The sequence below is a fragment of the Peptoniphilus pacaensis genome, assembly GCF_900088125.1.
GTDB lineage: Bacteria > Bacillota > Clostridia > Tissierellales > Peptoniphilaceae > Aedoeadaptatus > Aedoeadaptatus pacaensis.
In genome coordinates, this window is record NZ_FLQT01000003.1 from 809754 (window position 1) to 835530 (window position 25777).

Annotated in this window: 26 protein-coding genes and 1 tRNA gene; 3 read left to right on the plus strand and 24 right to left on the minus strand. The window is 52.9% G+C overall.

Features of this window, described 5'->3' with window-relative positions; translation table 11 throughout:
- Positions 1-2: 2 nt before the first annotated feature.
- The gene (gene tpx / locus BN7444_RS03840) at positions 3-512 is read right to left on the minus strand and encodes a thiol peroxidase (RefSeq protein WP_068455997.1); all 510 of its coding nucleotides are present in this window, start codon (positions 510-512) and stop codon (positions 3-5) included.
- Between the two features lie 146 nt (positions 513-658).
- Between tpx and BN7444_RS03845 the strand changes: the two genes are divergently transcribed.
- Positions 659-1828, plus strand: coding sequence for a hypothetical protein (locus BN7444_RS03845; RefSeq protein ID WP_068456001.1), 1170 nt, complete (start codon positions 659-661; stop codon positions 1826-1828).
- Between the two features lie 54 nt (positions 1829-1882).
- Here BN7444_RS03845 and BN7444_RS03850 read toward each other — a convergent pair.
- The 16 genes from BN7444_RS03850 to dinB all read right to left on the minus strand — a co-directional run bounded on the left by BN7444_RS03850 (position 1883) and on the right by dinB (position 17992).
- Positions 1883-1971 (minus strand) — tRNA-Ser (locus BN7444_RS03850).
- A gap of 75 nt (positions 1972-2046) precedes the next feature.
- On the minus strand, positions 2047-3183 hold the full coding sequence (locus tag BN7444_RS03855) for a peptidoglycan DD-metalloendopeptidase family protein (protein ID WP_167627199.1): 1137 nt from the start codon (positions 3181-3183) through the stop codon (positions 2047-2049).
- A gap of 228 nt (positions 3184-3411) precedes the next feature.
- Positions 3412-5538, minus strand: coding sequence for an adenosylcobalamin-dependent ribonucleoside-diphosphate reductase (locus BN7444_RS03860; RefSeq protein ID WP_068456007.1), 2127 nt, complete (start codon positions 5536-5538; stop codon positions 3412-3414).
- 148 nt (positions 5539-5686) lie between these two features.
- Positions 5687-6226 (minus strand): glycoside hydrolase family 73 protein, encoded by a 540-nt coding sequence (locus BN7444_RS03865; RefSeq protein WP_082941258.1) that lies wholly within the window; start codon positions 6224-6226, stop codon positions 5687-5689.
- 3 nt (positions 6227-6229) lie between these two features.
- Positions 6230-7654, minus strand: coding sequence for a Na+/H+ antiporter NhaC (gene nhaC, locus BN7444_RS03870; RefSeq protein ID WP_068456010.1), 1425 nt, complete (start codon positions 7652-7654; stop codon positions 6230-6232).
- A 280-nt stretch (positions 7655-7934) separates the two neighbouring features.
- The gene (locus tag BN7444_RS03875) at positions 7935-9296 is read right to left on the minus strand and encodes a sodium-dependent transporter (protein WP_068456013.1); all 1362 of its coding nucleotides are present in this window, start codon (positions 9294-9296) and stop codon (positions 7935-7937) included.
- A 280-nt stretch (positions 9297-9576) separates the two neighbouring features.
- Positions 9577-10905, minus strand: a complete 1329-nt coding sequence (brnQ, locus tag BN7444_RS03880) for a branched-chain amino acid transport system II carrier protein (RefSeq protein WP_068456015.1) — start codon at positions 10903-10905, stop codon at positions 9577-9579.
- A 201-nt stretch (positions 10906-11106) separates the two neighbouring features.
- A complete protein-coding gene (locus BN7444_RS03885) occupies positions 11107-11562 on the minus strand; it encodes a MaoC/PaaZ C-terminal domain-containing protein (protein WP_068456017.1) in 456 nt (151 codons plus the stop codon).
- A gap of 14 nt (positions 11563-11576) precedes the next feature.
- Positions 11577-12650 carry a tRNA 2-thiouridine(34) synthase MnmA gene (gene mnmA / locus BN7444_RS03890; RefSeq protein WP_068456019.1) on the minus strand — a complete coding sequence of 358 codons (1074 nt, stop codon included), beginning with the start codon at positions 12648-12650 and terminating at the stop codon, positions 11577-11579.
- A complete protein-coding gene (locus tag BN7444_RS03895) occupies positions 12647-13756 on the minus strand; it encodes a cysteine desulfurase family protein (RefSeq protein ID WP_068456021.1) in 1110 nt (369 codons plus the stop codon). The genes mnmA and BN7444_RS03895 overlap by 4 nt, the downstream gene beginning before the upstream one ends.
- 40 nt (positions 13757-13796) lie before the next feature.
- Positions 13797-14447 carry a DNA alkylation repair protein gene (locus tag BN7444_RS03900; RefSeq protein ID WP_068456023.1) on the minus strand — a complete coding sequence of 217 codons (651 nt, stop codon included), beginning with the start codon at positions 14445-14447 and terminating at the stop codon, positions 13797-13799.
- The gene (locus BN7444_RS03905) at positions 14444-15166 is read right to left on the minus strand and encodes a zinc ribbon domain-containing protein (RefSeq protein WP_068456026.1); all 723 of its coding nucleotides are present in this window, start codon (positions 15164-15166) and stop codon (positions 14444-14446) included. The genes BN7444_RS03900 and BN7444_RS03905 overlap by 4 nt, the downstream gene beginning before the upstream one ends.
- Before the next feature lie 93 nt (positions 15167-15259).
- A complete protein-coding gene (locus BN7444_RS03910) occupies positions 15260-16153 on the minus strand; it encodes a DMT family transporter (RefSeq protein ID WP_068456028.1) in 894 nt (297 codons plus the stop codon).
- Positions 16143-16559, minus strand: coding sequence for a hotdog family protein (locus BN7444_RS03915; RefSeq protein ID WP_068456031.1), 417 nt, complete (start codon positions 16557-16559; stop codon positions 16143-16145). Before BN7444_RS03915 ends, BN7444_RS03910 begins: the two co-directional genes overlap by 11 nt.
- A 9-nt stretch (positions 16560-16568) precedes the next feature.
- Complete coding sequence (locus tag BN7444_RS03920) at positions 16569-16952, minus strand: PaaI family thioesterase (protein ID WP_068456034.1); 384 nt, start codon at positions 16950-16952, stop codon at positions 16569-16571.
- A gap of 8 nt (positions 16953-16960) precedes the next feature.
- Positions 16961-17992 (minus strand): DNA polymerase IV, encoded by a 1032-nt coding sequence (gene dinB, locus BN7444_RS03925; RefSeq protein WP_245654189.1) that lies wholly within the window; start codon positions 17990-17992, stop codon positions 16961-16963.
- Between the two features lie 67 nt (positions 17993-18059).
- Between dinB and BN7444_RS03930 the strand changes: the two genes are divergently transcribed.
- Positions 18060-18707: an HAD family hydrolase gene (locus BN7444_RS03930; protein WP_068456037.1), complete on the plus strand. Its 648-nt coding sequence runs from the start codon at positions 18060-18062 to the stop codon at positions 18705-18707.
- 95 nt (positions 18708-18802) lie between these two features.
- On the plus strand, positions 18803-19333 hold the full coding sequence (locus BN7444_RS03935; protein ID WP_068456040.1) for a DUF3783 domain-containing protein: 531 nt from the start codon (positions 18803-18805) through the stop codon (positions 19331-19333).
- An 85-nt stretch (positions 19334-19418) separates the two neighbouring features.
- Here BN7444_RS03935 and arsS read toward each other — a convergent pair whose 3' ends face one another.
- From arsS to BN7444_RS03970, 7 genes are all read right to left on the minus strand, one after another.
- Complete coding sequence (arsS, locus tag BN7444_RS03940) at positions 19419-20342, minus strand: arsenosugar biosynthesis radical SAM (seleno)protein ArsS (RefSeq protein WP_245654190.1); 924 nt, start codon at positions 20340-20342, stop codon at positions 19419-19421.
- Between the two features lie 86 nt (positions 20343-20428).
- Entirely contained in the window at positions 20429-21565 is a 1137-nt protein-coding gene (locus BN7444_RS03945) for a sensor histidine kinase (protein WP_068456046.1), read from the minus strand.
- Positions 21552-22223 (minus strand): response regulator transcription factor, encoded by a 672-nt coding sequence (locus tag BN7444_RS03950; RefSeq protein WP_068456048.1) that lies wholly within the window; start codon positions 22221-22223, stop codon positions 21552-21554. Before BN7444_RS03950 ends, BN7444_RS03945 begins: the two co-directional genes overlap by 14 nt.
- Positions 22224-22293: 70 nt before the next feature.
- The gene (locus BN7444_RS03955; protein WP_068456051.1) at positions 22294-23166 is read right to left on the minus strand and encodes a 4Fe-4S binding protein; all 873 of its coding nucleotides are present in this window, start codon (positions 23164-23166) and stop codon (positions 22294-22296) included.
- 13 nt (positions 23167-23179) lie between these two features.
- Positions 23180-23329, minus strand: a complete 150-nt coding sequence (locus BN7444_RS03960; protein ID WP_068456054.1) for a CD1871A family CXXC motif-containing protein — start codon at positions 23327-23329, stop codon at positions 23180-23182.
- A gap of 1 nt (position 23330) precedes the next feature.
- Positions 23331-24455, minus strand: coding sequence for a TlpA family protein disulfide reductase (locus BN7444_RS03965; RefSeq protein WP_245654191.1), 1125 nt, complete (start codon positions 24453-24455; stop codon positions 23331-23333).
- Between the two features lie 159 nt (positions 24456-24614).
- Positions 24615-25739 carry a TlpA family protein disulfide reductase gene (locus BN7444_RS03970; RefSeq protein WP_082941260.1) on the minus strand — a complete coding sequence of 375 codons (1125 nt, stop codon included), beginning with the start codon at positions 25737-25739 and terminating at the stop codon, positions 24615-24617.
- Between the last annotated feature and the right edge of the window lie 38 nt (positions 25740-25777).

Genomic DNA, 25777 nt, shown 5'->3' on the forward strand with positions numbered 1-25777 from the left:
CCTTAGATCAGTGCCTTAACCGCTTCCAAAGCCTTGTCGTAATCGGGATGATTGGTGACTTCTTGTACGTATTCAACGTATTTCACCTTGTCATCTTCGCCGACGACGACGATGCCGCGGGTCAAGAGGCGCAGGCCTTCGATTAAGAAGCCGTATTTCATACCGAAATCGCAGATTTGGTAGTCGCTGACCAATTTGGCGCGATCGATGCCTTCGGCGGCGCCGAAGCGTTCTTGTGCGAAGGGCAGGTCGTTGGAAATGGTGATGACGTGAACGTTATCGCCTAAATCCGTGGCCATTTGGTTAAAATTGCCGGTTTGAATGGCGCAGACGCCGGTGTCGACGGAAGGAACGACGGAATAAATACGTACGGTGCCGTTCAATTCCTTGGATTCGAAGGGGCTTAAATCGTTGTTAACCGCAACGAAATCCGGGGCTTTGTCGCCGACTTTAATTTCTTCACCTAAAATGTTGATGGCGTCTCCGCCGAATGTAATATTTTCTCTGGACATAATGTACCTCCTAAACTCATTGGCTCATACAATACATGTATATCCTAATTTGGACAAAACAAACACAGAATCGCCAAGCTTTTTTATTTTTTCGTCGCGCCAAAGCCCCGCCGATGCGTTATGATAGATATAGAACAGGAGGCATTATGACTTTCAATTCTTCCGCCCTGGTTTTAGACGGGCGTTCCCATACATCATTAGCCATTATTCGCAATTTAGGTCGCCACGGCATTTCGGTGCGCACCGTGGACACCTCTCCCTCGGACTACGGCATCAGCCGCTACACAAATGACGCCGTCCTTCTGGAGAAGGAATCGGACGAGGCCCTTTTAGAGAGCCTCATCGCCATTTCCCGAGAGGGCGAGCCGCCGGTGCTCTTTCCCGCATCCCCCGCCTACGCCGCCTTTGTGGCGCAGCACTTTTCTCTCTTGAAAAACTATTTCCGCTTTCCCGCCGAGAGCCCGGAGGGGATTTTTTGGCGCGGATCAACGGATATGTTTGACGATTTCATGCCGACCACCGTGGATTTAGACGGGGAGACGCTTCAGGCCACAGAGCTTAAAATCGCCACCACCATCGGCTTTCCCTGCCTGATCCGGCGGCGGGTGAAAGACGTGGGGGATCTATCCGTCCCCGCGGAATTTATTTCGAGCCCCGGCGCCCTGTCTCGGGTCCTCGAAAAAATTTTCGATCCCGGAAACTATTTCGCCGAACGCTTCATTCCCGGCGAGGCATCGGACAATTCCTCCGCCGTGCTCTACTACGGCGCGGGCGGCGAGCTGGCGGGCTTCGTTACCGCCGAGGTGCTGCGCCAGTGCCCGGAAAATGTGGGGGAAGCCACCTACATGAAGCAGAAGTGGATCCCCGAACTCATCGGTCTGGTCCATCCCCGGCTGAAAGAGGCGGGCTTTCGCGGCCTAATCCGAGTGCGCTTTAAGCGGGACGAGTTCAGCCGCAAGGTCTATATAACCGGCGCCGACACCGCCTTTCCCCCGGAGACGGAGCTCTACAGCCACCTGGGCTTCGAGCTGCCCTATCTCTATTATCTCGACGCCACGGGAGAAGAGCTGCCCCATATTTTCTTTCAGTCGGATACGAACTGCCACTTTAAAGATGGCTTCAACGATCTGCGCGCCATCAGCAACTATTTGAAAACCGGCCACATGGGCCTGATGAAAATCATCAGCGACTACAAATTCAGAAAAGTTCCCGCCACATGGGCTTGGGACGACATGGGCCCGGGACTGAATAAATTAGGCGCGGAAAGCCTCAGTAAAGCCAAGGGCATGAGGGATATGTTGCCCCTAAAAAAATAAATAAGGACATGAAAAAACGACCCCTTGCCATTTCAGCAAAGGGTCGTTTTTATTTGGCGGAGCGGGTGGGATTCGAACCCACGTGCCCGTGAAGGCAAACTGATTTCGAGTCAGCCCCGTTATGACCACTTCGATACCGCTCCAAGCCTATTGAGTTAACGAATCTATTATACAGGATTTTCTCCCGTTTTAAAAGTCGTTTTTCGCCAGGCTCGATTTTACAGTTTAATAAAGTCCAGGGGATTTTTCGCCACGCCGCCGACACGCACTTCGAAATGCAGGTGGGGGCCGGTGGAGCGACCGGTGGAGCCGATCTTGCCGATGGACTGTCCCTGTGCCACCACGTCGCCGACCTTGACATTATAGGCACTCAAGTGGGCGTAGCGGGTGGAGGTGCCGTTTTGGTGGTCGATGATGATGAGATTGCCGTAGCTTCCCGCCATGCCGACGCGGGTAACGACGCCGCCGTCTGCCGCGACGACATCGGTGCCCGTGCGATTGGCCAGGTCGATGCCGTAGTGGAAGCGGCCCCAGCGGGGACCGAAGGGGGAAGAGAGGCGGCCGACCGTGGGCTTAATAAAGCTGCCCGTGGCCACGCCTTCTTTCGTGCCTACGACGACGATTTGATCCACTGCCTCTTGAACCAGGCGGCTGCTTTGTGTGACCGAAGAAGTGATCTTGCCGTTTTTCGATTGAATCGCCGTGGTGGTTTCCACGACGCCGGCCTTTCCGGCACGTTCGACTTTTTTTACGCTCTTCACTTGACCTGCGTCTTCTCTCACGACGGTTTTAAAGGGGACGGCTGCTTGAGCCTTGACTTCCTGATCCAAGGTGACGGTAATCATGGGCGCCGCCTTTAAGACATTGATCTTCGAGCCCTTGTGCAAGGGGTCTTCCCAGTTGGCGTTTAAGGCCTTGATTTCGTCCACGGTCATGTTGAATTTCTTCGCCACGGACTCCAAGGATTCCGTTTTATCCGCCACGTAGACGACCTCTTCCTTGCCGCCGGTCATCAGAAGCTTAAAGCCCTCGTCCACGGTGAGGATCTCTTCCCCTTTGGCGGCTTCGGCTTTTATAGCCGGCTCGATTTCCATGCGGCGGACGGTGGCGCCTTGAGCCTTAAAGTAGTTTTCGATTTTCTTCATAAGGGCGTCGTAATCGGCGGCGCTCTTTAAATTAAAAACCGCCTCATCCCCTATGTATACGGTCATCACATCCGCCGCTTTTTCATTTTCCACAGCCACGGCCGCTGCCTTGGCTTCCGCGGGGGCATTTCCTTGAGCAAAGGCCGGACTGTAAATCAGGCCCGCCGCCATCATCGCCGCCAGGGCGCTTACTTTTATTGTTCTGTTCATTTTCTTCATCTCTGTCTCGCTTTCTAATCTGATCTATATGAAACCTCTCGGGCTTCGTTACTAATTTGTAACTCTTTTAGAGCACGAGGCATATTATAACAGAGAACGCCCCTTGGTCTATGGCGTTCATGCTACAAAAAGATGACAGTTCCATGACAAAAGTCATGGGCATGTAAAAAAGCGAAGGCTCCACCTTCGCTTTTCCTATTTGTAAAATTCTATTTTCTATTAAATGGCGCAGGGGCTGTAACCGCAGTCCTGGCATTCGGCGCAGCCGCCCGAGTGGTTCATGGTGCCGCCGCACATGGGGCAGGTGTCGGGATTTTCCGTCATTTGCTTGGCGATCTCCCGATTTAATTCGTCCTGTAATTCTTTGATGCGATTGCCGGAATCTTTCTTGTCCTTGGTAATCAGGATGCCGCTTCTGGCGCAGCCGTCGCGGTAAATGGTGATGCCCTTCAGTCCCCGCTCCCAGGCGTAGACGTAAAGGTCTTCCACATCTTCCACGCTGAATTCATTGGGCACGTTCACCGTGGAGGAGATGGAAGCGTCGATAAATTGCTGCCAGGTGGACTGGACATTGATCCGGTCGCGGTAATTTAAATTGGATGTGGTGATGACGTAATCGGGCAGCTCTTCTTCCGTGGAAATGCCCTGAGCTTCCATAAGCTTGCGAATGATCTCCGTATACACCGTGTAGTAGGTGTCCTCGGCGTGGAGGGATTCGGATTTTCTCACGTAACTGATTTGGAAGATGGGTTCCACGCCGTTGCTGCAGCCGATTAAGGTGGAGATGGATCCCGTAGGCGCGATGGTCAAAAGCTGAGAGTTTCTCAGGCCGTACTCTTCGATAAGTGCCAGCACGTCTTCGTCGGCATTGGAGCGAATAAATTCACTGGCCAGCACCTTGTCTTTTCTGTAGCGGGGGAAGGGGCCGTCTTCTTTCGCCAGAAGGGCGGATTGACGCAGAGCTTCGTTGACGAGGACCCGACCGATTTGATTGATGAGGTTTAGGGATTCCGAGGAGCCGTACTTCACGCCCATTTTAATGAACATATCGGCGACGCCCATAATGCCCAGACCGATTTGGCGCAGGTCCCGAGACAGTTCCTGTTGCTGCTTCAAGGGGTGCAGGTTCATATTTTCGTCCAGCACCTCGTTTAAATAGATGACGCCTTCCCGCACCAGTCGGCCGAAGGATTCGAATTCGAAGCGGGCAAATTTGCTGAAGGGGTATTTTACAAACTCCCCGAGATTAATACTGGAAAGATTGCAGGAGCCGAAGGCGGGCAGGGGCTCTTCCGCACAGGGATTCACCCCGGCGTATTCGAAGGTGTCGTCTTCGCTCATAATGTGCCAGGAATTGATCCGGTCTTTAAAGAGGATGCCCGGCTCAGCCATGTCCCAATTGTTCAGGGCCAAATTGTGCATCATCTCCCGGGCGCTGACTTCTCTTCTGATTTTTTCCCCGGTGGCTTCCACGTCGAATTTTAAGGTAAAGGGCTCGTCCTCTTTGTAGGCTTCGAAGAAATCGTCGCCGCAGTTGACGGAAATATTGGCGCTGGTGACCTTGTCCAGATCTTTCTTTACATTAATGAAGTCGATAATGTCCGGGTGGGAGGCGTCCATATTGAGCATGAGGGCGCCGCGGCGGCCCCGCATGCCGATGAGGCCCGTAGTAAGGGAGTAGAGGTCCATAAAGCTCACGGCCCCCGTGGTGGAGGAGGCGGCGTTGTTGACCTTGGCTCCCTTGGGACGCAGTTTGTTTAAGGTGAGGCCCACGCCGCCGCCGTAGCTGTAGGTGCGCGCCATCCACTTGGCCGTGTCGTAAATGGATTCGATATTGTCTTCCACTTGAGGCATGACGTAGCAGTTGGACAGGGTGATCTTTTTTCCGTAGGCGTCCAGGCCGCGGCCGGCTAAGATCCGACCGGCAGGCATAAATTCTTTATTGGCGATGGCCTTTTTAATGGCGGAGTTGCCGCCGGAGACCCGCTCCAGGAAGCCTTCGAAGTTTTCCGAATCGAAGCGGTATTTCTTCTCGTAAATGTCGCGCTGCAGATCCGTCATATCCCAGCCGTGTTCCCGCAAGCGGGTGCGCTCTTCGCGGTAGAGAATGTATTTTTTTGCTGCCGCCGGATCCTTCGTCATCAAGGAAATTTCCACGGCGTCTTGAATGGCTTCGATGTCGATGGCGTCGTTGCCGTCGAATTTTTCCGTTACCTCTCGAGCGACGGCACGGGCCGCTTCTTCGTCCACGCCCTTTTCCGTTTCCGCCATGGCTTTTTGTACGGCGACGACGATTTTTTCTCCGTCGAAATCCACCACATTCCCATTACGCTTGCGAACCTTCATCTTTTCCTCCTTTTATTTATCCACATGTTATCAACATGTAGTGGTTAAGTTTCTTCTTACCTCTAAATGTAGTATACGGTATTATACTACGCTATGGCCGGGTATTTTTCAAGGCGATTTTTCCAAATAAAAAAGACGCCGAAGCGTCTCAGTTTTCGTCGTAGGCTTTTAAATTGTATGCCTCCATGGTCCGAATCAAAATGTCGCCGTAGCGGGGATTGGTGCTGTAGCCCGCCGGGTGAAGGGCCCGGGCGTAGGCCTCGGCACTTTCCGCCCTTCGCACGGCTTCGTAGCGGGGCGCCTTGGCGATGAGCTTGCCGTAATCGTAAAAGCTCTCCCGGGCGGAGCCGTAGGTGCGAAAGCCGTCCTTGACCATTTTCTCCTCCTCCCCCTCCATTTCCATGGTGGGAAGGACGACGCCCTTGCCCTTAATGCCGAAGTAATTATTGTAATGCTTCGACAGCTCGCTTTCGCCGAAATTCGATTCCACCGCCGCCTGGGCCAGGATCACCGAGGGATAGAGATCGTACTTCTTCCCCACCTCCTGCGCCAAGGGAGCGAACTCCGCGAAAAAATCTTCCCGGTTCAAAATTGATGCCCGGTCGGGCTCGTAGCGGGGTCTGAGCAAAAACAGAAGGGCCGCCACAAAGGCCATGGCCAGAAGGAGGGCCCGCTTTCTCTTCTTCACGATTTATTCCACCTCGGTTACCGTGTCGGGATCGTCCTTAATATAGAAGACATTTTTCCCCAAGGCCGTCATAATGATGACCACAAAGGGCATGAGGTAGTTAAAGACGGCGAAGGGCATGTAGGCCAGGGGCGAGACGTGGAGCACGCCTTTCATATAGACGCCGCAGGTATTCCACGGAACGAGACAGCTGGTCACCGTCCCCGATGCCTCCAAGGTGGAGGAAAGGAGCTTCGGGTGCAGACCACGCCGGCGGTATTCCGGCGCAAACATGCGGCCCGGCACCACGAGAGAGATGTATTGTTCCGGCATGGTCATATTGGACAGAAGGCAGGTCAAGAGGGTGGCGCTGACGAGGCCGGTGACGGAGCGAATCCCCTGTACCAAGGTCTTGACGATGACTTCCATCTGGCCCGTCTCCTCGGCGATGCCGCCGAACATCATGGCGATTAAAGTCAGTGACACGGACTGCATCATATTCATCAGCCCGCCGGCGGTTAAGAGCTTGTCCAAACTTTCAATGCCCGTTTCGGATACGTAGCCGTTCATGCCGCTTCCTAAGATTTCGTTGATGCCCACGGTGGGCTGAATAATCGGGCCAATCAAGGTGGCCACGACGATGCCCAGCACGATGCCGGGCAAGGCCGGCAACTTAAAAGCGATGGTAACGATGACCACAATGGGCGGAAGGAGCAAGAGGGGGCTGATGACGAAGGTGCTCTTCAAGCCCTCTTGCAGGGCCACGATCCCCGAAGTGTCCGCCGCACCGGAAGCGCCTATGTAGCGGCCGGTTAAGAAGGCGAAGACGGCCAGGGTGATGATGTAGGTTACCATGGTGGGTTTGACCATGGCCTTCACGTGGGTAAAGACGTCGGTGCCGCTCATGGCGGGGGCGAGATTCGTCGTGTCCGACAGAGGGCTCATCTTGTCCCCGAAATAGGCGCCGGACAAAATGGCGCCGGCGGTGACGGGAGCCGGTATGTTCAATCCTTGGGCGATGCCCATAAGGGCGATCCCCATGGTGGCCGCCGTTCCCCAGCTGCTCCCCGTGGCAAGGGAGGTGATGGAGCAGATCAAACAGGCTGCGACGAGAAAAATCGAGGGCTTTAAAATGCCCAGGCCGTAGTAAATCATGGAAGGCACCACGCCCGTGGCAATCCAAATCCCGACCAGAATCCCGATGGTGATTAAAATCATCACGGAAGGCAGGGCCTGGGAGATGCCGCGGACCATGGCCTTTTCGATGTCTTCCCAGCGGTAGCCGATAAACAGAGCCATTAAGGCCGCAAAGATCACGCCGATAAACATGGGGATGTGCGGCTCGATCTTAAATTTTAAAATACTTACGCACATAATCACGACGAGACCGAGAAAGACCGTCAGGGCCTCCCACAGCTTCGCCTTCCTGGGCGCATAATTATCATTCATGAAGGGTCCTCCTCCCAAAACTTTACTACATTAGCAAGTAGGAATAGTTGAGGTCATTATAATATAAAATGCCCTTCGGCGCCACAGAAATGAGCCGCCGTGCGCGCAACTTTCCTAAAATACAAGAAATAGAAATCAACGACTTATCCATAAAGGGGATCGCCGCGGATAAAAGCGACGCACGCCCCTCGCCTGCGTCGTCGCCAATAAAAGACCCCCGGGGACCGGATCCAAACCAATCCTCGGGGGCCAAATGATTTTTCTTACATTCCTACAATTCTTATTTCATGAACAAGCCTAAGATACCGCTGGAGTTCAGCCAGATACACAGGATGGCGAAGGGAGCGATGTATTTTACCATGACGGAGACGAAGCCCTTGCTCTTGAAGGGGAATTCTCCGTTGTTGGTGACGGCTTTTTCAAAGTTGTCCATACCCCAAACGTGGCCGATAACGATACACATGAAGAAACCGGCAGCGGGCATGAGGATGGATTCGGCGATGTAGCTGACTTCGTCGAAGAAGTTCATTGCCATGGGCGGGAAGGTAATTCCGCTCCAAATACCCATAGACAAAGCTTCGGGGATGGCGATTAAGAAAGCGACGATACATACGAGCCAGGTAGCCTTTTTTCTGTCCATATCGTAGGAGTCGATGAGCCAGGAAGTCGGGTTTTCAATTAAGGAAACCGAAGAGGTAATGGCTGCAAAGAGAACCAGGATAAAGAAGATAACAGCCCACAGGGAGCCTAAAGGCATGGAGTCGAATACGGCGGGCAGCGTGATAAAGATAAGGCCGGGACCTGCGGAAGGTTCGAAGCCGAATGCGAAGACTGCGGGCAGAATGGCAAAGCCGGCGAGCAGTGCTGCACAAGTATCCAACAAGGGCACGACGATGGAGTCTTTTTCAATGTGACTGGAATCCGGCAAATAAGAGCCGTAGGTGATCATGGCACCCATCCCAAGACTCAAAGAGAAGAAACATTGCCCCAGAGCTGCGGTGACCGTACTGAGTGTTAATTTAGAGAAGTCGGGTTTTAAGTAGAATTCCAAGCCTGCTCCGGCTCCCGGAAGGGTGATCGAGCGAATGGCGATGACGATTAACAAGACGAACAGGGTAGGCATAAGCACTTTCGAAGCCCGTTCAATCCCGGAGGAGACGCCTGCTTGAATAATGATGGCATTGATGATAACAAAGAGTAGGGTGAAGAAAATGGGAGCTCCACCGCTGGAAACGTAAGAGGTGAAGAAGTTTTCAGAATCGCCGGCGATTCCGGGAAGATGACCCATAACGGATTCCACGATGTACTTCAGAACCCAGCCGCCGATGATATTGTAATAAGTAACGATCATAAAGGGAACCAAGATCCCAAGGACGCCTACAAATTTCCATTTCGACGCGATCTTCTTATATGCGCCGATAGGATTGAGTTTCGTGTACTTGCCGATGGCCATTTCGCCCAACATGCAAGTAAAGCCGATTGTTGCAATGATAATCAAGTAGATGACGACGAACACGCCCCCACCGTTTTGACCCGTCAAGTAGGGGAATTTCCATAAATTCCCTAAACCAATGGATGAGCCTGCAGCAGCGAGGATAAAACCAATTTTGCTAAAAGAGCCACGATCTTTTTGATTTTCCATAAAATCATCCTTTCACAACATATTGCAACAACATCTGTGGAGCGAGCTCCATAAACGTTATATTGTATTCTTATTTTACCAATAGAATTTCTGAAAATCAATCCATTTTAGTGAAAATTTATTTATTAACATGTATATTTTTGCAAAAAGATATCACTTCTTTCCCTCGCCGCCTAAAATACAGCATTGCGGAGCTAAAAATAGGCCGGCGTTCGAAAAATTTTGTTGTCCAATAAAAAATGCGCACCGAAGTGCGCAATTTGCTATCTTAAATTTTATTTTAGAAAGCGGGCTTAATGTCGTGGTCATCACGGGTTTTGCCCATGCCCATGACGCCGCAAATGGTACCGACGAAGGCCCCGACGATGCCGGGAACGAGCCAGCTGAATCCGAATTCCGCCAAAGGCATGTTGTCGATAATGTTCGCCGCTCCTTCGAAGGATCCGGTGGCATTGTAGATCGTGGTGAATGCCGCGGCGATAATGGTGCCGACGGCCATGCCGATAATGGTGCCGTCGTATTTAATTTGACGGTCGAAGATCATAATGAAGGACATGGCGATAATGGCGGGATAGACGATGTCGAGAACCGGGCCTGCCAGGCCGATGATGCCGTCGACGCCCACCAAGGAGAAGGTGAAGCTGACGAGGACCGATACGACGACGACGTATTCGTAACGCCACTTTTCGTTGGAGACGGAGTTAAAGAAGTTGCCCGCAGCGGAGGTTAGGCCTACCGCCGTGGTCAAGCAAGCCAGACTTACGGCCACGGCCAGAGCCACTTGGCCCCATCTGCCCAAGAGCATGCCGACGCTTCCTACGAGAATTTCCACACGGGTAGCGTCTTTGGCGAAGTGGGTGCCGCCTTGTGCGCCGACATAGGTCAGGCCGCCGTAGATGACGAAGAGAAGGACCATGGCCAAGACGCAGACCTTGATGATCATCATCTGCTTTTCTTTCTTCGATGCGCTGCCGTAGCCCTTTCGTATCAAGTCGCCGGTAACGATGGACGTACATAACAGGGCCACCATGGCGTCCATGGTTTGATAACCTTCCTTAATCCCCTGGGTAAAGAAGTCCGCGTTTTCCGTGGGAAGCACGGGCCCGATGGGATGGATCGTAGCCTTGACGATGATAATACCTAGGAAGACGAGCAGAAACGGCGTAATGTATTGGCCGATAATGTCGATAACGCCGGTTTCCTTAATGGCCAGGGCCAGGGTCACGGCAAAGAAGATGCCCGAGGTCAGCCAGATCGGCGCGCCGGGGAAGAAGGGAAGGATCCCGACTTCGTGAGTCGTGGCCGCCGTACGGGGAATGGCGAAGACCGGGCCGACGCTGATCATGCCTGCAGCGGCGAGGATGACGGCGAAGGGATAATTGACCCGACGTCCCAAGTCCACGGCCTTGCCGCCGGCAAAAATCGTGACCACCAGGGTGATGATGGGAATGACCGGGTCGGCCAAAAGAAAGCCTGCCATAACCGATGTCCACGAATCCCCTGCGTGGAAGCCCAAAAAGGGCGGAAAAATTAAGTTGCCCGCGCCGAAAAAGATAGCGAACAGCGCGAAGCCTATGACGATAACGTCTTTAGATTTACTGCTTTTCATTTACACACTCCTCAAATTTCAATACGAGATTCATTATACAGAATATTGAACCCAAACTCTACGAAAGCAGTCATTTTGAATGGTTTATCGGTAAAAGCCTCTGATTTCCAAAATGATTTTGGAAATACTCCGTGGAATTTGAAAATTTTTAGGAGCTAATTTTACATTAAACGATCGTTATATTGTATATGTCTCCTTGCGCTACACGGCCTTCGCCCTTTCCACGTCCCGGGATGCGGCCAGGAAGGACACGTCCCATTCCATTTTGGCTTCGCCCTTTTCGTCCTGCACGTTCACGTGCATGTGGACGACGACGTAATCGCCGCCCTTTCTCACGTCCACGCGATCTACGACGATGGTGGTGTAGAGCGGCATACGGGCATAGACGGGCTTTAACCAGCGCAAATTGTCCATGCCCATGCCGGCGACGAGGCCGCCTTCATCTAATTTCGTGTGCACCCACTTGCCCCAGCAGACGTCTAAGGTGTGAAGACCCGAGGCGATTATGCCGCCGAAGCGACTCGCCTCCGCAGCCCTCCGGTCCACGTGAATGGGCCTGGGGTCGTAGGTGCGGGCGAAGTCTATGATTTCCTCTGACCTTAAAGAAACGGGAGGCATTTGAAAGGTGATGCCTTCTGAATAATCTTCTAAATACATACTGCCTCTCTTTCTCAGCGGGCATCGACGATGGTGCCGCCGCCCACGACTTTCTCGCCGTCGTAGCAGACCACGGCCTGGCCCTTGGCGATGGCGCCGTGGGGCTCGTCGAAGATCAGGGTGATCTTCCCGTCTTTTCTGTCGATCAATGTGGCCGCCGTCTCCTTGCCGTGGTAGCGGGTGCGGGCGGTGACTTTTAATTCGTCGGTTTCCGGAACGCTGAGCCAGTGAAAGTCCACGGCATCCAGCTCTTTCTTCTTCAGGCTCTCCTTATTTCCCACGACGACGCGGTTTTTCTCCATATCCTTGTCCAAAACATAGACCGGGTGGCCCGCCGCCACGCCCAGTCCCTTGCGCTGGCCGATGGTATAGCCCACGGCGCCGTCGTGGCGACCGAGGACGCGGCCTTCTTCATCGACGATATCGCCTTTTTCATAGGTCTTCTCTTCCCGGCGCTCCAAAAAGGCCTTGTAGTCGCCGTCGGGGACGAAGCAGATGTCCTGAGAGTCGTGCTTCTTTGCATTGACCAGGCCCGCCTCTTCGGCGATTTGTCGTACCTCGCTCTTTTCCAAATCCCCTAAGGGAAAGAGGGTGTGGGCCAGCTGGTCCTGGCTCAAGCTGTAGAGGACGTAGGATTGGTCCTTCTTTTCGTCGGGTCCCTTTAAAAGGGCGTAGCGCTTTAATTTTTCGTCGTATTCGATGCGGGCGTAGTGACCCGTGGCGATGTAGTCGCAGTCCAGCTCCCGCGCCCGCTTGTAAAGGTCTTCGAATTTTAAGTAGCGATTGCAGTCGATGCAGGGATTGGGCGTCCAGCCCTTTTCGTAATAGGCGACGAATTTGTCGATGACCTCGTCTTCGAAGCGGGCGGAAAAATCGTAGACGAAGTAATCCATGCCCAACTTCGCCGAAACCATGCGGGCATCGTCGATATCGTCTAAGGAGCAACAGGTGTGCCCGGTGTGGGCCACAGTGTCGTTTTCGTACAATTTCATGGTGACGCCGATGCATTCGTGCCCGGCTTTTTTTAATAAATAGGCGGCGACGGAGGAATCCACGCCGCCGGACATGGCGACAAGTATGCGACTCACGATCTCTTCCCTTCTAATATTTCTCTCAGTGCCTTTAAAAAGGCGTCCACTTCGTCTGCGGTGTTTTCCCTGCCCAGGGACAGGCGCATGGGCGCCCGATTTTTCTGATCCACGCCCATGGCGCGAAGGACGTGGCTCTCCGTGGCGGCGCCGGCCTGACAGGCGCTGCCTCCGGATAGGGCGAAGCCTCTGCGGTCCAATTGATATAAAAGGACGTCCCGCTCCATGCCGTCCACCATGGCGTGGACAATGCGGCCGTCGGCGGCCGGAACGGTAAGCGCCACCCCTTGAATTTCTTCCAGGCCTTCCCGCAAGTAGCGGGACAGCTCGTCCATGTGGGCGGCGTCTTCTTCCCTGTGGGCCTCCGCCTCTTTTAATGCCTCGGCCATGGCGCAGATGGCGGAGACATTTTCCGTGCCGCTGCGTATGCCCCGCTCCTGTCCGCCGCCGTAGGTGACGGGCTCGAGCTCGTTTCGCGTCAGCAATATTCCCACGCCCTTGGGCCCGTAAAATTTGTGGCCGCTCATGGCCACGGTATGGGCAAAGGCGTAGCTGTCCTTCGGCCGATGGCCCGCCGCCTGCACGGCGTCCACGTGGAAGTGCACGTCCCCATCGAGGCCCTCAGAGATTTCTTTTAAGGGCTGAACAGTGCCCACTTCGTTGTTCACCGCCATGACGCTGACCAAAAAAGTGTCTTCCCGCACGGCGGAGAGGACGGCTTCCGCGTCCACCACGCCGTTTTTATTCGGAGCGATGTAAGTCACTTCCACGCCCTTTTCTTCCAAAGCTTCGGCACATTTCAACACGGCTTCGTGTTCCATGGCCGTGGTGATCATGTGGCCCGGGCTCTTTTTTCGGTTTTTGTAGGCGCTCATGATGGCGATGTTATCGGCTTCCGTTCCCGATCCCGTAAAGATCACGTTTTTCATGGACAGGCCGAAGAGCTGCGCCACATCCAATCGGGCGCCTTCCAAGGCATTTTTCGCTTCCCGCCCCAAGCGGTGAGGGCTGGAGGGATTGCCGTAGCCCGCCTTTAAGAGGGCGATCATGGTGTCGATGGCTCTTTCGCTCATGGGGCAAGTGGCCGCGTGGTCGAAGTAAATCATGGATCTCCTTTCACAAAAACAGCTCCCCGAAAGGAGCCGTCTATTTTTTTCCTACTGCCGCCGCCCGATTTTTCAATTCATCGGGAACGCGGAAAGATTCTTTTATTTTCCTCACGGTTTTTCGAGTAACCGACGGCGTCAGAGCTTCGGATTCCAACAGGGTAAAGACGGCCTCGGCATCGTGTAAGAGGGCTTCGGCAAAAAACCACGCCATGGCCATGTCCACGTAGTAGGGACCGCTTTCCACGGCGGCGACGGCGCCGATGAGCCCCGGCGGATCCTCCGCCAGGTGGCGAAGGGCGAGGACGATCCCCAGCCTAGTTACGAAGGGGCGGGAATCCTTCATGAGCCTCTCGTAGTAATCCCTATAATCGCCCCGATAAAATTCCGGCGGGTCGATGGCATCCACCACGGCCCAATTGTCCAAATAGGGTAAAAAATCATCTAGGGCTTCCATAACATCCTCGCAGACCCCTCGATTGATCAAGAGGCCGTGAAGGATGTTTTCCTCGTAGCTCTCGTGGGGCAGCTCGCGGAGAAAAGACCCGTCCAAGTCCTTGGCGATCTTTCTCAGAGCGGGCATAGGTACACCTATGATTGTATCCGAGGGTACCGTGGGAATCAATCGCTCCGAAAAAGCCTTGTGCCGCTCGGTGGCCGCCTCCCTCAGGGCTTCGTTTAAGTTCGTCATTTCACCACTTTATAGATGATAAAGAGCAGAAGCAGAAGGACGATCACCGCAAAGACCGGACTGATGCGGCCTTTCTTGGGCTCGGGCTTTCTTTCCGGCTTCTTTTGAGGCGCTTTAACAGGTGTTTTTTCCGCCGGCGCTTCCTTCTTTTCGGGAGCCTTCGCTTTTTCCTTCGGCGCTTCCGGTTTCGTCTCGGGTTTTTTCTTTTCCGGGGCTTCTTTATTCGGCGCCGGTTTCGAATTGTGGCTTTGGTGTTCTAAGCGCTTTTTCTCTGCGTTTTCACTCGTATCTTTTTCCGGCTTCTTTTCCGCCTTTTTCTTCCGCTTTTGGGCCTGTTTCTTGCGCTTGTCCACGGGTTTTTCTTTTTTGTAGGCGTCCGCGGCCTCGATTTTTTCCTCGGGCTCTGCCGGTTTTGCCGCAGGCGCTTGAGGTTTGTCCTCGGCCACTTCCTCTACAGGCTTTTCTTCGGCAATTTCCTCTACAGGTTTCGCTTCAGGCTTTTCTTCGGCGATTTCCTCTACGGGCTTCCCTTCCGGTTTCTCCTCGGCCACTTCCTCAGCGGGCTTCCCTTCCGCCTTGGGTGCTTCCGGCGCGGGCTCCCCTTTTGCCGCCGCCTCGTCTTCCGGCTTGTAGCCCAGGGGATAGACCATGGGCGTTTCGCAGGACGCACAAAACTTCACACCGGGCTCATTTTCATAACCGCAATAACGACATTTCATTTCATTCCCTCCTTAAGCTAATCCTTTAAGTTTATCTATACCCGAAGGATGGCTATTTATTTCACAGATAAAGGGCTTTTCTGAAATTTTCTTTTAATCTTTCGTCGACGCCCTTCGAATTTTCGGCATGGGCAGTTGGGCGATAAGGATGGCGACGAAGAGAAGGACGCAGCCGAAGGCCTCGCGGGCCGTCAGGGCTTCGCTTAAGAGGATGATGCCCCCTAAGAGGGAAAAGACCGCCTCCATGCTGAGGATCAGGCTCGCCGTGGTGGGCTCCGTGTAGCGCTGGCCCATGATCTGCAAGGTAAAGCCCACGCCGCTTGAGAGAATCCCCAAGTATAATATGGCGGGAAGAGCCTTGGTGTATTCGCCGAAGAGGGAGGCCCCGGTAGACACAACGAGAATCAGGGACAGCACCGCCGCCGTGAAGAATTGAATACAGCTCATGGCCACGCCGTCGACATAGGGCGCGAAGCGGTCGATGACGAGAATATGTGCGCTGAAGGCCACGGCGGAAAGCAGAACCAGAAAATCGCCCCTGCCCATGGAAAAGCCCGCGCCTTTTTTCATGCTGATAAAGTACAGTCCCACGGCGGCGATAAGGACGGCGAACCAGGTTTTTTTCGAAATGGGATGGCCTAAGAGAATGCCGCCGATGGGCACGATGATAATATAAAGGGCCGTAATAAAACCGCCCTTGCCGGCGGTGGTGTATTGAAGGCCGTATTGTTGCAGGGCCATGGCGACGCTTAAACAGATGCCGCATAAAATGCCGCCCTTGATGGTGGCCTTCAGATCCGTGCCCACGTCCCGCAGCTTCGGAACGAAGAGCAGCACGAATAAGAGGAACAGCGCCGCCGCCAAAGAGCGGTGCACGTTCAGGGCGAAAGGATGGATGTAATCCATGCCGGCGATCTGTGCCACTATGCCCATACCCCAAATTATCGTCGTTAAGAGCAAAAGCATAATCGCTTGACTACGCTTCATTTTCCCCTCCTTTGTTTAATCGAACGCCGGTGGCGTGCATGTTGAAAATAACCTGATAGCAGAGGACGCCCTTTTGAAAAAAACGCACCTCCACATTGTCGTTGACCTTGCCCCGCTTGTTAAAGGCGGCCTCGGCCCGAACCTCCCCCTCGTAAAGGGGCGCGTGATAGAAGCAGGCGGCGGACTTAGTCACCACCACCCCTTCCCGATCGCACAAGATGGCGCTGATCACATCGGCCATGCCGAAGTGGATCATGCCCTGGCAGGTGCCGGCGGAGTTTAAGGCGCCGGGCCACACCTTCCACGTGGCGGTGAGCGTCTCGCCCTCCTGCTCTTTTATACTCAGTTCGGAATCCGCCATGAGGCGATGATCCAAACCCTCTTCCAAATAATGAAATTCTGCCATAAATCCTCCCTACATCTGCGCCATGTCGAAAAGGCCCTTGGCGCAAAGGACGCCCTCTTGGTATATCTCCACCTCCATAACCGAGGTATAGCTGCCCACTTTCTGAAAGTTCGCGCGAAGGTACGCATCCCCCAGTCGCAGGGAGTGGTAGTAATAAAAATTCACGCTCTTGGTGAGCAAGTGATTGTTCCGAAGGCCCAGGGCCGCGCAAACCACATCGGCCACGGAAAAAATCGCCCCGCCGTGGGCGATGTCCGCCGGATTCAGCGAGTTTTCGTCCACATGCCAGCGGGCGTAGACGGTCTCGTCCGTATGCTCCAAAATCGTCAGGTCGAACTGGCTCGAAAAGCGCTGAGTAATTTCTCGCACTCGCTCCTGTCTCCACTCTTCCATACTTCCTCCTATATAAAACGCAGCTGCCTGCTGTAATTTTCCTCTAATGACGACACGCTCAGGCCCAAGAGCCGCAGCTTTTCGCCGCCGTACAGGGCCAGGAACAAAGCCCATGCCTCTCGAAACAACAGCGCCTCCCCTTCCAGGGGCAGGCCGAAGGTCTTGGATTTCGTGTGGGTATGGAAATCCGAGGTCTTGATCTTCACGGTGAGGGTGTAGCCCACGATGCCTTTTTTCTCCATGAGAAAGGCCGTTTCCTCGGCGGAGCGCTTCAGCTGCTCTTTGAAAAAATTCCTGTCCCGCGTCTCCGCGAAGGTCTCTTCCGTACCGATGGATTTTCGCTTCCTGCCGGGCTCCACGGGCCGCAGGTCTTCGCCCCGCACCCGGTCGTAAAGCTCCAGGCCCGGTTTTCCGAAGGCCTCCTCGAGAAAATCCCGATCCAAAGCCTTCAGATCTGCCCCGTTGTGAATTCCCAGCTCTTTTAATCGCATCTCCGTCTTCTCGCCGATGCCGTGAATCTTCGAAAGGGGAAGGGCATCAATGACCTCCGCCGCCCGTTTCCGGTCGATGATGGTAAAGCCAGCGGGCTTGTCCATATCCGAGGCGATTTTTGCGAGAAATTTATTGTAGCTCAGGCCGCAGCTCATGGAAAGACCGAAGCGGCGCTTCACTTCCCTCTGCATGGTTTTGGCCAGGGCCCGGGGATTGTCCGCCCCCGTCAAATCCAAATAGGCCTCGTCGATGGACACCTGCTCCATGGGAAAGCCGTAGCCGTGCAAATAGCCGAAGACCTTTCGGCTCGCCTGCCCGTAGACGCCCTTTCTCGTAGGCACCACGATGAGATTCGGGCACAGGCTCCTTGCCATAAACATGGGCATGGCGGAATGCACCCCGTACTTCCGCGCCTCGTAGCTAGCCGTGGTGACGATCCCCGAAGGATTCTTTCCGCCTACGGCTAGGGGCTTGTTTTTCAGGGCGGGATTCAATAAAATCTCAACAGAGGCAAAAAACGCGTCCATATCCACATGTAATATGTCCAAATGAATCACCACCCTAATATATCAAAAAACCACCGTCGGCGTAAATCGCCTATGGAAAGGAGACAATATGAAACAAAAAATCGCCCTCTTTGATTTCGATCGCACCGTTATATCCACGGACTCTATCCTTATATTATACGACGTGACGGCGAGAAAAATCCCGGGCTTTCGCACGAAACTTTATAAATCCCTGCTCTTGGGGAGCATCTTTAAATCGCCCAAGGGCGTAAAGAAAAACGTCAAGGACAGTTTTCTCTCCATGCTCCGCTACTATACGGAAGACGAAATCAAGGCTTTCGTCTACGACGACGTCATGGCCCGCACTTTTAAAGAGGCGGTGGATGAAATTTACGCCTTGAAGGCCGCGGGCTACTACCTGCTTCTGGTTTCCGCCTCCGTGGAGGATTATCTGAAATACGTGGGGGACGTGCTCCCCTTCGACCACATTATCGGCACGAAAACCGACGCCGAGTACCGCATGACGGGAGACAACAACAAGCACGAGAAAAAGGTGGACAATATCCTCGCCCATTTGACGGAAAAGGGCATGGAGATCGACTACGAAAACAGCGTCGCCTACAGCGATTCCCTTTCCGCCGACCGTCCCATGATGGAGCTGGTCAAGACCCGCTATTTGATCAACAACAAGACCGATGCCGAGGGCTATCTCCATCTCGACTGGCACGAAATCACACACGCCTTCCTCGACGATTAAATGTGTCATGCCTCGGGTATCTATCTTTCGAAAAGTCGCAACGCGCGACGAATAACGACGGATTCCGCGACGGCAAATTCGGAAAGGATGAGGGCATGAGTTTGATTATTTATTACAATATAAAGAACGAGGAGCGCGAGGCCCGTTTAATCGAGGCCGCAAAGGCACAGGACATCGCCTTGCGTGAAGTGGCACGGGACGAAGTGGGCGAATACGTGGGCTACTTGGCGGGCCTGGAAGGCTACGAAAAGCTCGGCGGCGCGGAGGATGCGCCGGAAGAAGAGCTTTTGGTCTTTGTCGATCTCCATTCCCACGATCTGCAAAATATCCTTATGGCCCTTCGGGACATGGGGGAAGTGTTTCCCCACAAGGCGGCATTGACGGACACCAACAAAGACTGGACCTTCGCCCGGCTCATTAAACACATTCGCAGAGAAAATGCCATCGTGCAGGCATGGTCGAAAATGCTCGCCGTGGCCAAGGAATGTATGGAAAAGCAAAAGACCGATCCCACCGACGCCCGCGCCGAAGCATTGGCTTTTGCAAAAGACCTGCGCCTGAAAGGCGAGGCCATGGAAGAGGCCGATGTGAAAGAGGCCATACACCGCCTGGAAGAAAGCTTATAAAAGAAAAACGAGTCCCGAATCGGGGCTCGTCTTTTTATGCTCGTTTTTAAGGATTCGACAGCGAATACTTATCCGCAACGGTGCCTTATTCCGCCAATGCGCCGCCGCAGCTGCTTCCGGCTCCTGCCGTGCAGCCGTAGCAGTATTCTTTCCACACCATGGGGCGGGACAGATCGTCGGCTTCGATTACCTCGTCGATGGTCTTATAGGTGGCGGCGGGGATTCTTTCCGCTTGATGGAAGTCGCAGTCGTAGATGCGGCCCTTGGGATCCACGGAAATTTGGAAGCGGCACATGAGGTTTTCCACGGTGTCGGGATTGAAATTATCTTCCAAGAGCTTCATGTACTCCTCTTCAATGCCTTCGTCCCGCAATTTGTCGCCGAAATAGCCCATGGGCATATTGGTAATGGTGAAGAGCTCGGAAAATTCCACGCCCTCTTCTTCCAAATACTTGCGGTAGTCGGCTTGAAGGCCGTCTTGAGGTCCCGGCAAATAAGCGCCCAGGGGATTATTGACCAGGGACAGGTCTTTTTTGCTGCCGTAGCCCATGGCGTTGAGCTTTTGCAAATTGGGAATCACGTGCTTAAAGGTGCCTTCGCCCCGTTGGGAGTCCACATTGTCTTCCGTGTAGCAGGGAAGGGACACGACCACGTGGATGTTCTTTTCATCCAAGAGCTCCATAAGCTCGGGATTTTTGTCCATAGCCACGGCATTGGTCCGAAGGATGATGTCGTCGGTATACTCACTCACTTCGCGGATAAAGGGAATGAGAAGGGGATGGGTGGTCGGTTCGCCGCCGGTAATGTCCACCGTATGAAAGCGATGCTTCTTCAATGCCTCCACGCATTTGTCCATGGTCTCCTTAGACATTTCGTCGTGATCGGAGTTTTTCATTATGTGACAGTGGGCGCAGCGCAAATTACATTTCCCCGTAATGTTTAATTGCAGGACGCCCACGGGGCCGGTGGTGCGAAATTCCTCCGGTACGCGGTCGATAAATGCCATCATGATCTTCCTTTCTGAATCTTTCTATATTCTCCTAACTATCATAGCATAGGATCGTCTCTATATGAAAAATCCAGTATTTTGTTTTTCTATGGCCGTTCCTCTTTTTTCGAAAGGATGAAGTCGAAAATCGTCCCCATAGGCTCGTTGTCTCGAATGTCGATTTTTCCCTCCAGGCGACGGGCGACTTCTTTTACCAATGCTAGGCCCACGCCGTAGCCGTCGTGATTTCTCGACGGATCGGCCCGGTAAAAGAGGTCGAAGGCCTTTGTCTTGTCCTCATCATTCATTCCCATGCCCGTGTCGGCGACGGAGATGGTGACCTTCTCCTTGTCTTCCCTAAAGGAAATCGTGACTTTTCCCCCGGGCACGTTATATTTTATGGCGTTGTCCAGAAGATTGTACATGGCCCGCTCCAAAAGGGCGTCGTCGGTTTGAAGGATCACATCCTCCCCTTCCACGGCGAGGGCCACGTTTTTTTCCGCGGCCTTTTCTTCCAGATCCAGCACCAGCTCCCACGCCACGTCCTTCACGTTCACGGGACGAAGCATCGGGGCGGCGTCGCGGCCTAAAAATAAAATCTCTTCCACCAAATCGGAGAGGCGGCGGATGTTTTTTTCCATGCTTTCCACAAAGGCGGCGAGCTCCGGATCCATACCGTTTCTTTTTTTCTTAAACACGTCCACCCTGGTGCGCAACACGGCGAGGGGCGTGCGCAGCTCGTGGGCCACGTTCACGGAAAAGAGCCGCTCTTTTTCGTAATTGTCGTAAATTTTATCCAAGGTCTTTTGAAAGGCTTCCGACAGGGCGACGATTTCGTAGGCCCCCTCCTTTAAAACCAGGCTGTCTTTTTGCGCCATGGCGTCCATGTCCGTGGCCGCCACTTTTTTCGTAAGGGCCTCCAGGGGGCTGAGAGTGCGGCGAATGAGCAGGATAAAGATCCCGCCGCCTAAGAGCCCGGTGGCGAGAAAGACCCCCAGGGCGTAGAGCTTAAAATCCGCCAAATGGCGAATCTCGTCTTCGTCGATAAAGACCATGACCGATTCGTCTGTGGCGGATTTTCCCTTCATGCGACTTTCCACTTGGGCCGTGAGATTGGTGGCGATGTCCGCCTGCCGCCGAGTAATGAGAAAATTGGAGAGGATCAGCATGATCATAAAGACGGCGAGGCTCGCCGCCGTCAGTTTAAAGATAATGGAACGATCGGTTCTTTTATTCCCTGTCAATCATATAACCCCTTCCGATTTCGTTTCGAATGATGTTTTCCCCGGCGGCTTCTTTGATCTTCCGCCGAAGAGCGGACATGTGCACCCGCACGGCGTTGGACACGTCGCTGACATTCATGTCCCACACGTGTTCCATGAGCTCTTCCGCGGGAACGTAGCGGCCCTGATTTAAAATCAGGTACTCGAAAATGCCCCGCTCCTTCGCCGTAAGCTTAATCACCTCGCCGCCGGCGGTAAGGCTTTTCGTCGCCGTGTCGAAGGACAGATTCCTGTAGTGAATGATCTTGTCTTCCACCACCTGTTTTCTGCGGAGCAGGGAGCGAATCCGCGCTTCCAATTCGTCGAAGTGGAAGGGTTTGATTAAGTAGTCGTTGGCGCCCAAATCCAGCCCCTTGACCCGATCCGCCACTTGGGTGCGGGCGGTCAGCATAATCACATTAACCTTTTTGTCTTCTTCGCGAATTTCTTCCAGCAAGGTGAAGCCGTCGATTTTCGGAAGATTAATGTCCAGGACGATGAGATCGTAGGTCTCGCTCCAAAAGAGATCTTCCGCCTCCGCCCCGTCCGATGCCGTATCCACGGCGTATCCCGAGAGGCGCAGTCCTTCGGCGATACTTTCCAACAGTTCCTTTTCGTCTTCCACGATTAAAAGTCGCATGCTTCCCTCCTTTTTTTCTCATTATAGCAAAAACGCAAACAGGCCGCGCCTCCTTGCGTTTTCGAATCTTTTAGTTTTCAGGCAGTTCTTTCATTTCTTTCTTTCCCATGGCACAGATGCCTTTCGAAATGGCGCCGGTAGGGCATGCCTTTTCGCATTGGCCGCAGCGAATGCACTCGGCGGCGTTTTCGTTTTCCACGGGATCCACATTCATCTTGCAGGCTCTTTTGCAGGCGCCGCAGTGAACGCAGGCTTCTTTGTCCAGTCGGTATTTAAAAACGGATATGGGATTGAAGAGGGAGTAGATGGCCCCCAAGGGGCAGATGTATTTGCAGAAGGGACGATAGATCATCAGGCTTAAAAGAATCGTGACGGCGAGAATGGCGCCTTTCCACGCGTACAAAAAGCCGATGGCCCCTCGCATGCTTTCGTTTTTCCAAACCAGGGGGATGCCGCCTTCCAGCATGCCCACGGGACAGATGAGTTTGCAGAAATAGGGGGATCCCTGACCCAAGACGTCCACGAGAAAAAGGGGAAGGATTAGGACGAAGATCAGCAGGATGGCGTATTTTACTTTTCTCAAATACTTGTCGGCTTTAAAGGTCTCAATCTTTTTCGGAAAGGGGATTTTATGAAGAAGGTCCTGCACCAAGCCGAAGGGGCAGAGCCATCCGCAGACGAAACGGCCCATCAGGGCGCCGATGAAGAAGAGAAAACCCACCACGTAAAAAGCGAATTTGTAATCCATATTTCCTATGACGGCCTGCAATGCCCCGATGGGGCAGGCCCCCTTGGCGCCGGGACAGGAGTAGCAATTCATTCCCGGCACGCAGAGGTTTTTCATCTTGCCCTGATAGATCTTCCCCGTCTTAAAGCCTTCCATATAGGAATTGGTGGCGAGAAACCACAGGCCTTGAAACAGATGGCGCTTCGTTTCTTTCATAGACTTCTTTTCACTAGCCAATGCCGATACACTCCATGCAAATTCTCACGGCCTTTTCAAAGACCACTTGCATCTCTCCCCGGTGAATGCCGAAGGCCATCATGGCCACAGAGGCGAGGAGGATGGCGGGTCCTAAATAGGCACGATACGCTTTTTTTCTCATCTTACTTCACGTTCTTCAGTTCTTTTTCCACCACGGCCTTCCATTCTTCCAGGCTCTTGGCACCGGTGTAGGTTTCGCCGACGATATTGCCCTTGCTGTCCACGAAGAAGGTTTCCGGCAGGGCTTGAATGCCTTGCAGGCGGCCGTTCATTAATTTGTCGTCGGGTTTTAAGAAGGGGTAGGTGGTCTTTAATTTGCTTTGAATGGCTTTGGCCTTGTCCAGGGCGTCGGGAATGTCTTTTCCGTCTTCGTGGGTGTCCATGACCACGCCGACGATGCCGACGCCCTTGTCTTTCATTTCTTCATTTAACTTTTCCAGATCGGGAATTTCCTGAATGCACGCCGTGCACCAGGTAGCGAAGACATTGACCATGGTCAATTTGTTTTTCGCGAAATCCGCATCGGTAAAGGCCTTGCCGTCGATGTCTTGGGTTTCAAAGGGAGCGACGGACTTGGCGTCGGAGGTCTGCTCCATTTCTTTTTCCTGGAAGACGTAGCCGTTTTCAGCCATGGGGGTACGTTCCATGGTTTCCAGCTTGACTTCTTTTAATGCGTCTTGAATCGATTGATCCACATCCCCTGCCGTAGACAGGTAGTAATTATACTTGCCATCTTGGCTTTCGCCGAGCTTGGTGTGGGTGTCGCATTTCGTCACTTTACTAATGGCAGCTTCGTCCATGGATTTTTCGTAAATCCCCAGAGTGCCCGCCCGCTTAATGGCTTCCAGCCACTTCGGGTATTCGTCGCCCATTTTGGGAATTTCCTTGTTCTTGTCTTCTTCCGTCAAGGCGGAGAAGGTGAGCATGGCGTACTTGATTTCGTTCTTGTCGCCTAAGGATTGATCATCAAGCATGATCACGTCTTTTTTGGTCATCATATCTTGTAAGGTTTTGGGTAGAGTGACTTTTGCACCCATATAGGGAAATTCATAAGTATCCTTTACCCACCACGCGTAATCGGCGGGCTTGATCATTTCGTTGCTCATGCCGGCTTTGGAAGCCTCCACGCTTTCCACTTCTTCCGGATGATCTTCACGACGGTTGTCTTTCTTCTCACAGGCCATCAGTCCGATACTCAGACTTGCAATTAAACCGGCGGCTATTATCTTTTTCATCTTCTTGTTCATGTAAACACTCCTTTTTTATGTTAAAGCCATTGTACAGGACGGGCCGTTAAGACGGTGTTAAGACAGAAAAAAATTCTAAGGGAGAGCCCTTAGAATTTTTCCTCGCTTATTTTCTTCGCCCCATAAGGCGACCTTAAAGCCCTCAATGGCTTCTTCAAATTACTTTACATTCTTCAGTTCTTTTTCCACCACGGCCTTCCATTCTTCCAAGCTCTTAGCGCCTAAGTAGAATTCGCCGACAACATTACCTTTGCTGTCGACAAAGAAGGTTTCCGGAAAGCCTTGAATGCCTTGCAAGCGGCCGTTCATTAATTTGTCGTCGGGTTTTAAGAAGGGGTAGGTGGTCTTTAATTTGCTTTGAATGGCCTTAGCCTTATCCAGGGCATCGGGAATGTCCTTTCCGTCTTCGTGGGTATCCACGACCACGCCGACGACGCCGACGCCCTTGTCTTTCATTTCCTTATTTAATTTTTCCAAATCGGGAATTTCTTGAATGCATGCCGTGCACCAAGTAGCAAAGACATTGACCATGGTCAGTTTGTTTTTGGCGAGATCGGCCTCAGTAAAGGCCTTGCCGTCGATGTCTTGGGTCTTAAAGGGGGCAATTGATTTTACATCGGACGTTTGCTTCATTTCTTTTTCTTGGAAGACATAGTCGTTTTCAGCCATGGGGGTGCGTTCCATGGTTTCCAGCTTGACTTCCTTTAATGCGTCTTGAATCGATTGATCCACATCCCCTGCCGTGGACAGGTAGTAATTGTACTTGCCGTCTTGGCTTTCACCAATCTTGGTGTGGGTGTCGCATTTCGTCACTTTACTAATGGCGTCCTCGTCCATGGATTTTTCGTAAATACCCAAGGTACCCGCCCGCTTAATGGCTTCCATCCACTTCGGGTATTCGTCGCCCATTTCGGGAATTTCCTTGTTCTTATCTTCTTCCGTCAAAGCGGAGAAGGTGAGCATGGCGTATTTAATTTCGTTTTTGTCACCTAAGGATTGATCATCAAGCATGATCACGTCTTTTTTGGTCATCATATCTTGTAAGGTTTTGGGTAGAGTGACTTTTGCACCCATATAGGGAAATTCATAAGTATCCTTTACCCACCACGCGTAATCGGCGGGCTTGATCATTTCGTTGCTCATGCCGGCTTTGGAAGCCTCCACGCTTTCCACTTCTTCCGGATGATCTTCACGACGGTTGTCTTTCTTCTCACAGGCCATCAGTCCGATACTCAGACTTGCAATTAAACCGGCGGCTATTATCTTTTTCATCTTCTTGTTCATATCACCCTCCTTTTTGATGTTAAAGCCATTGTACAGGA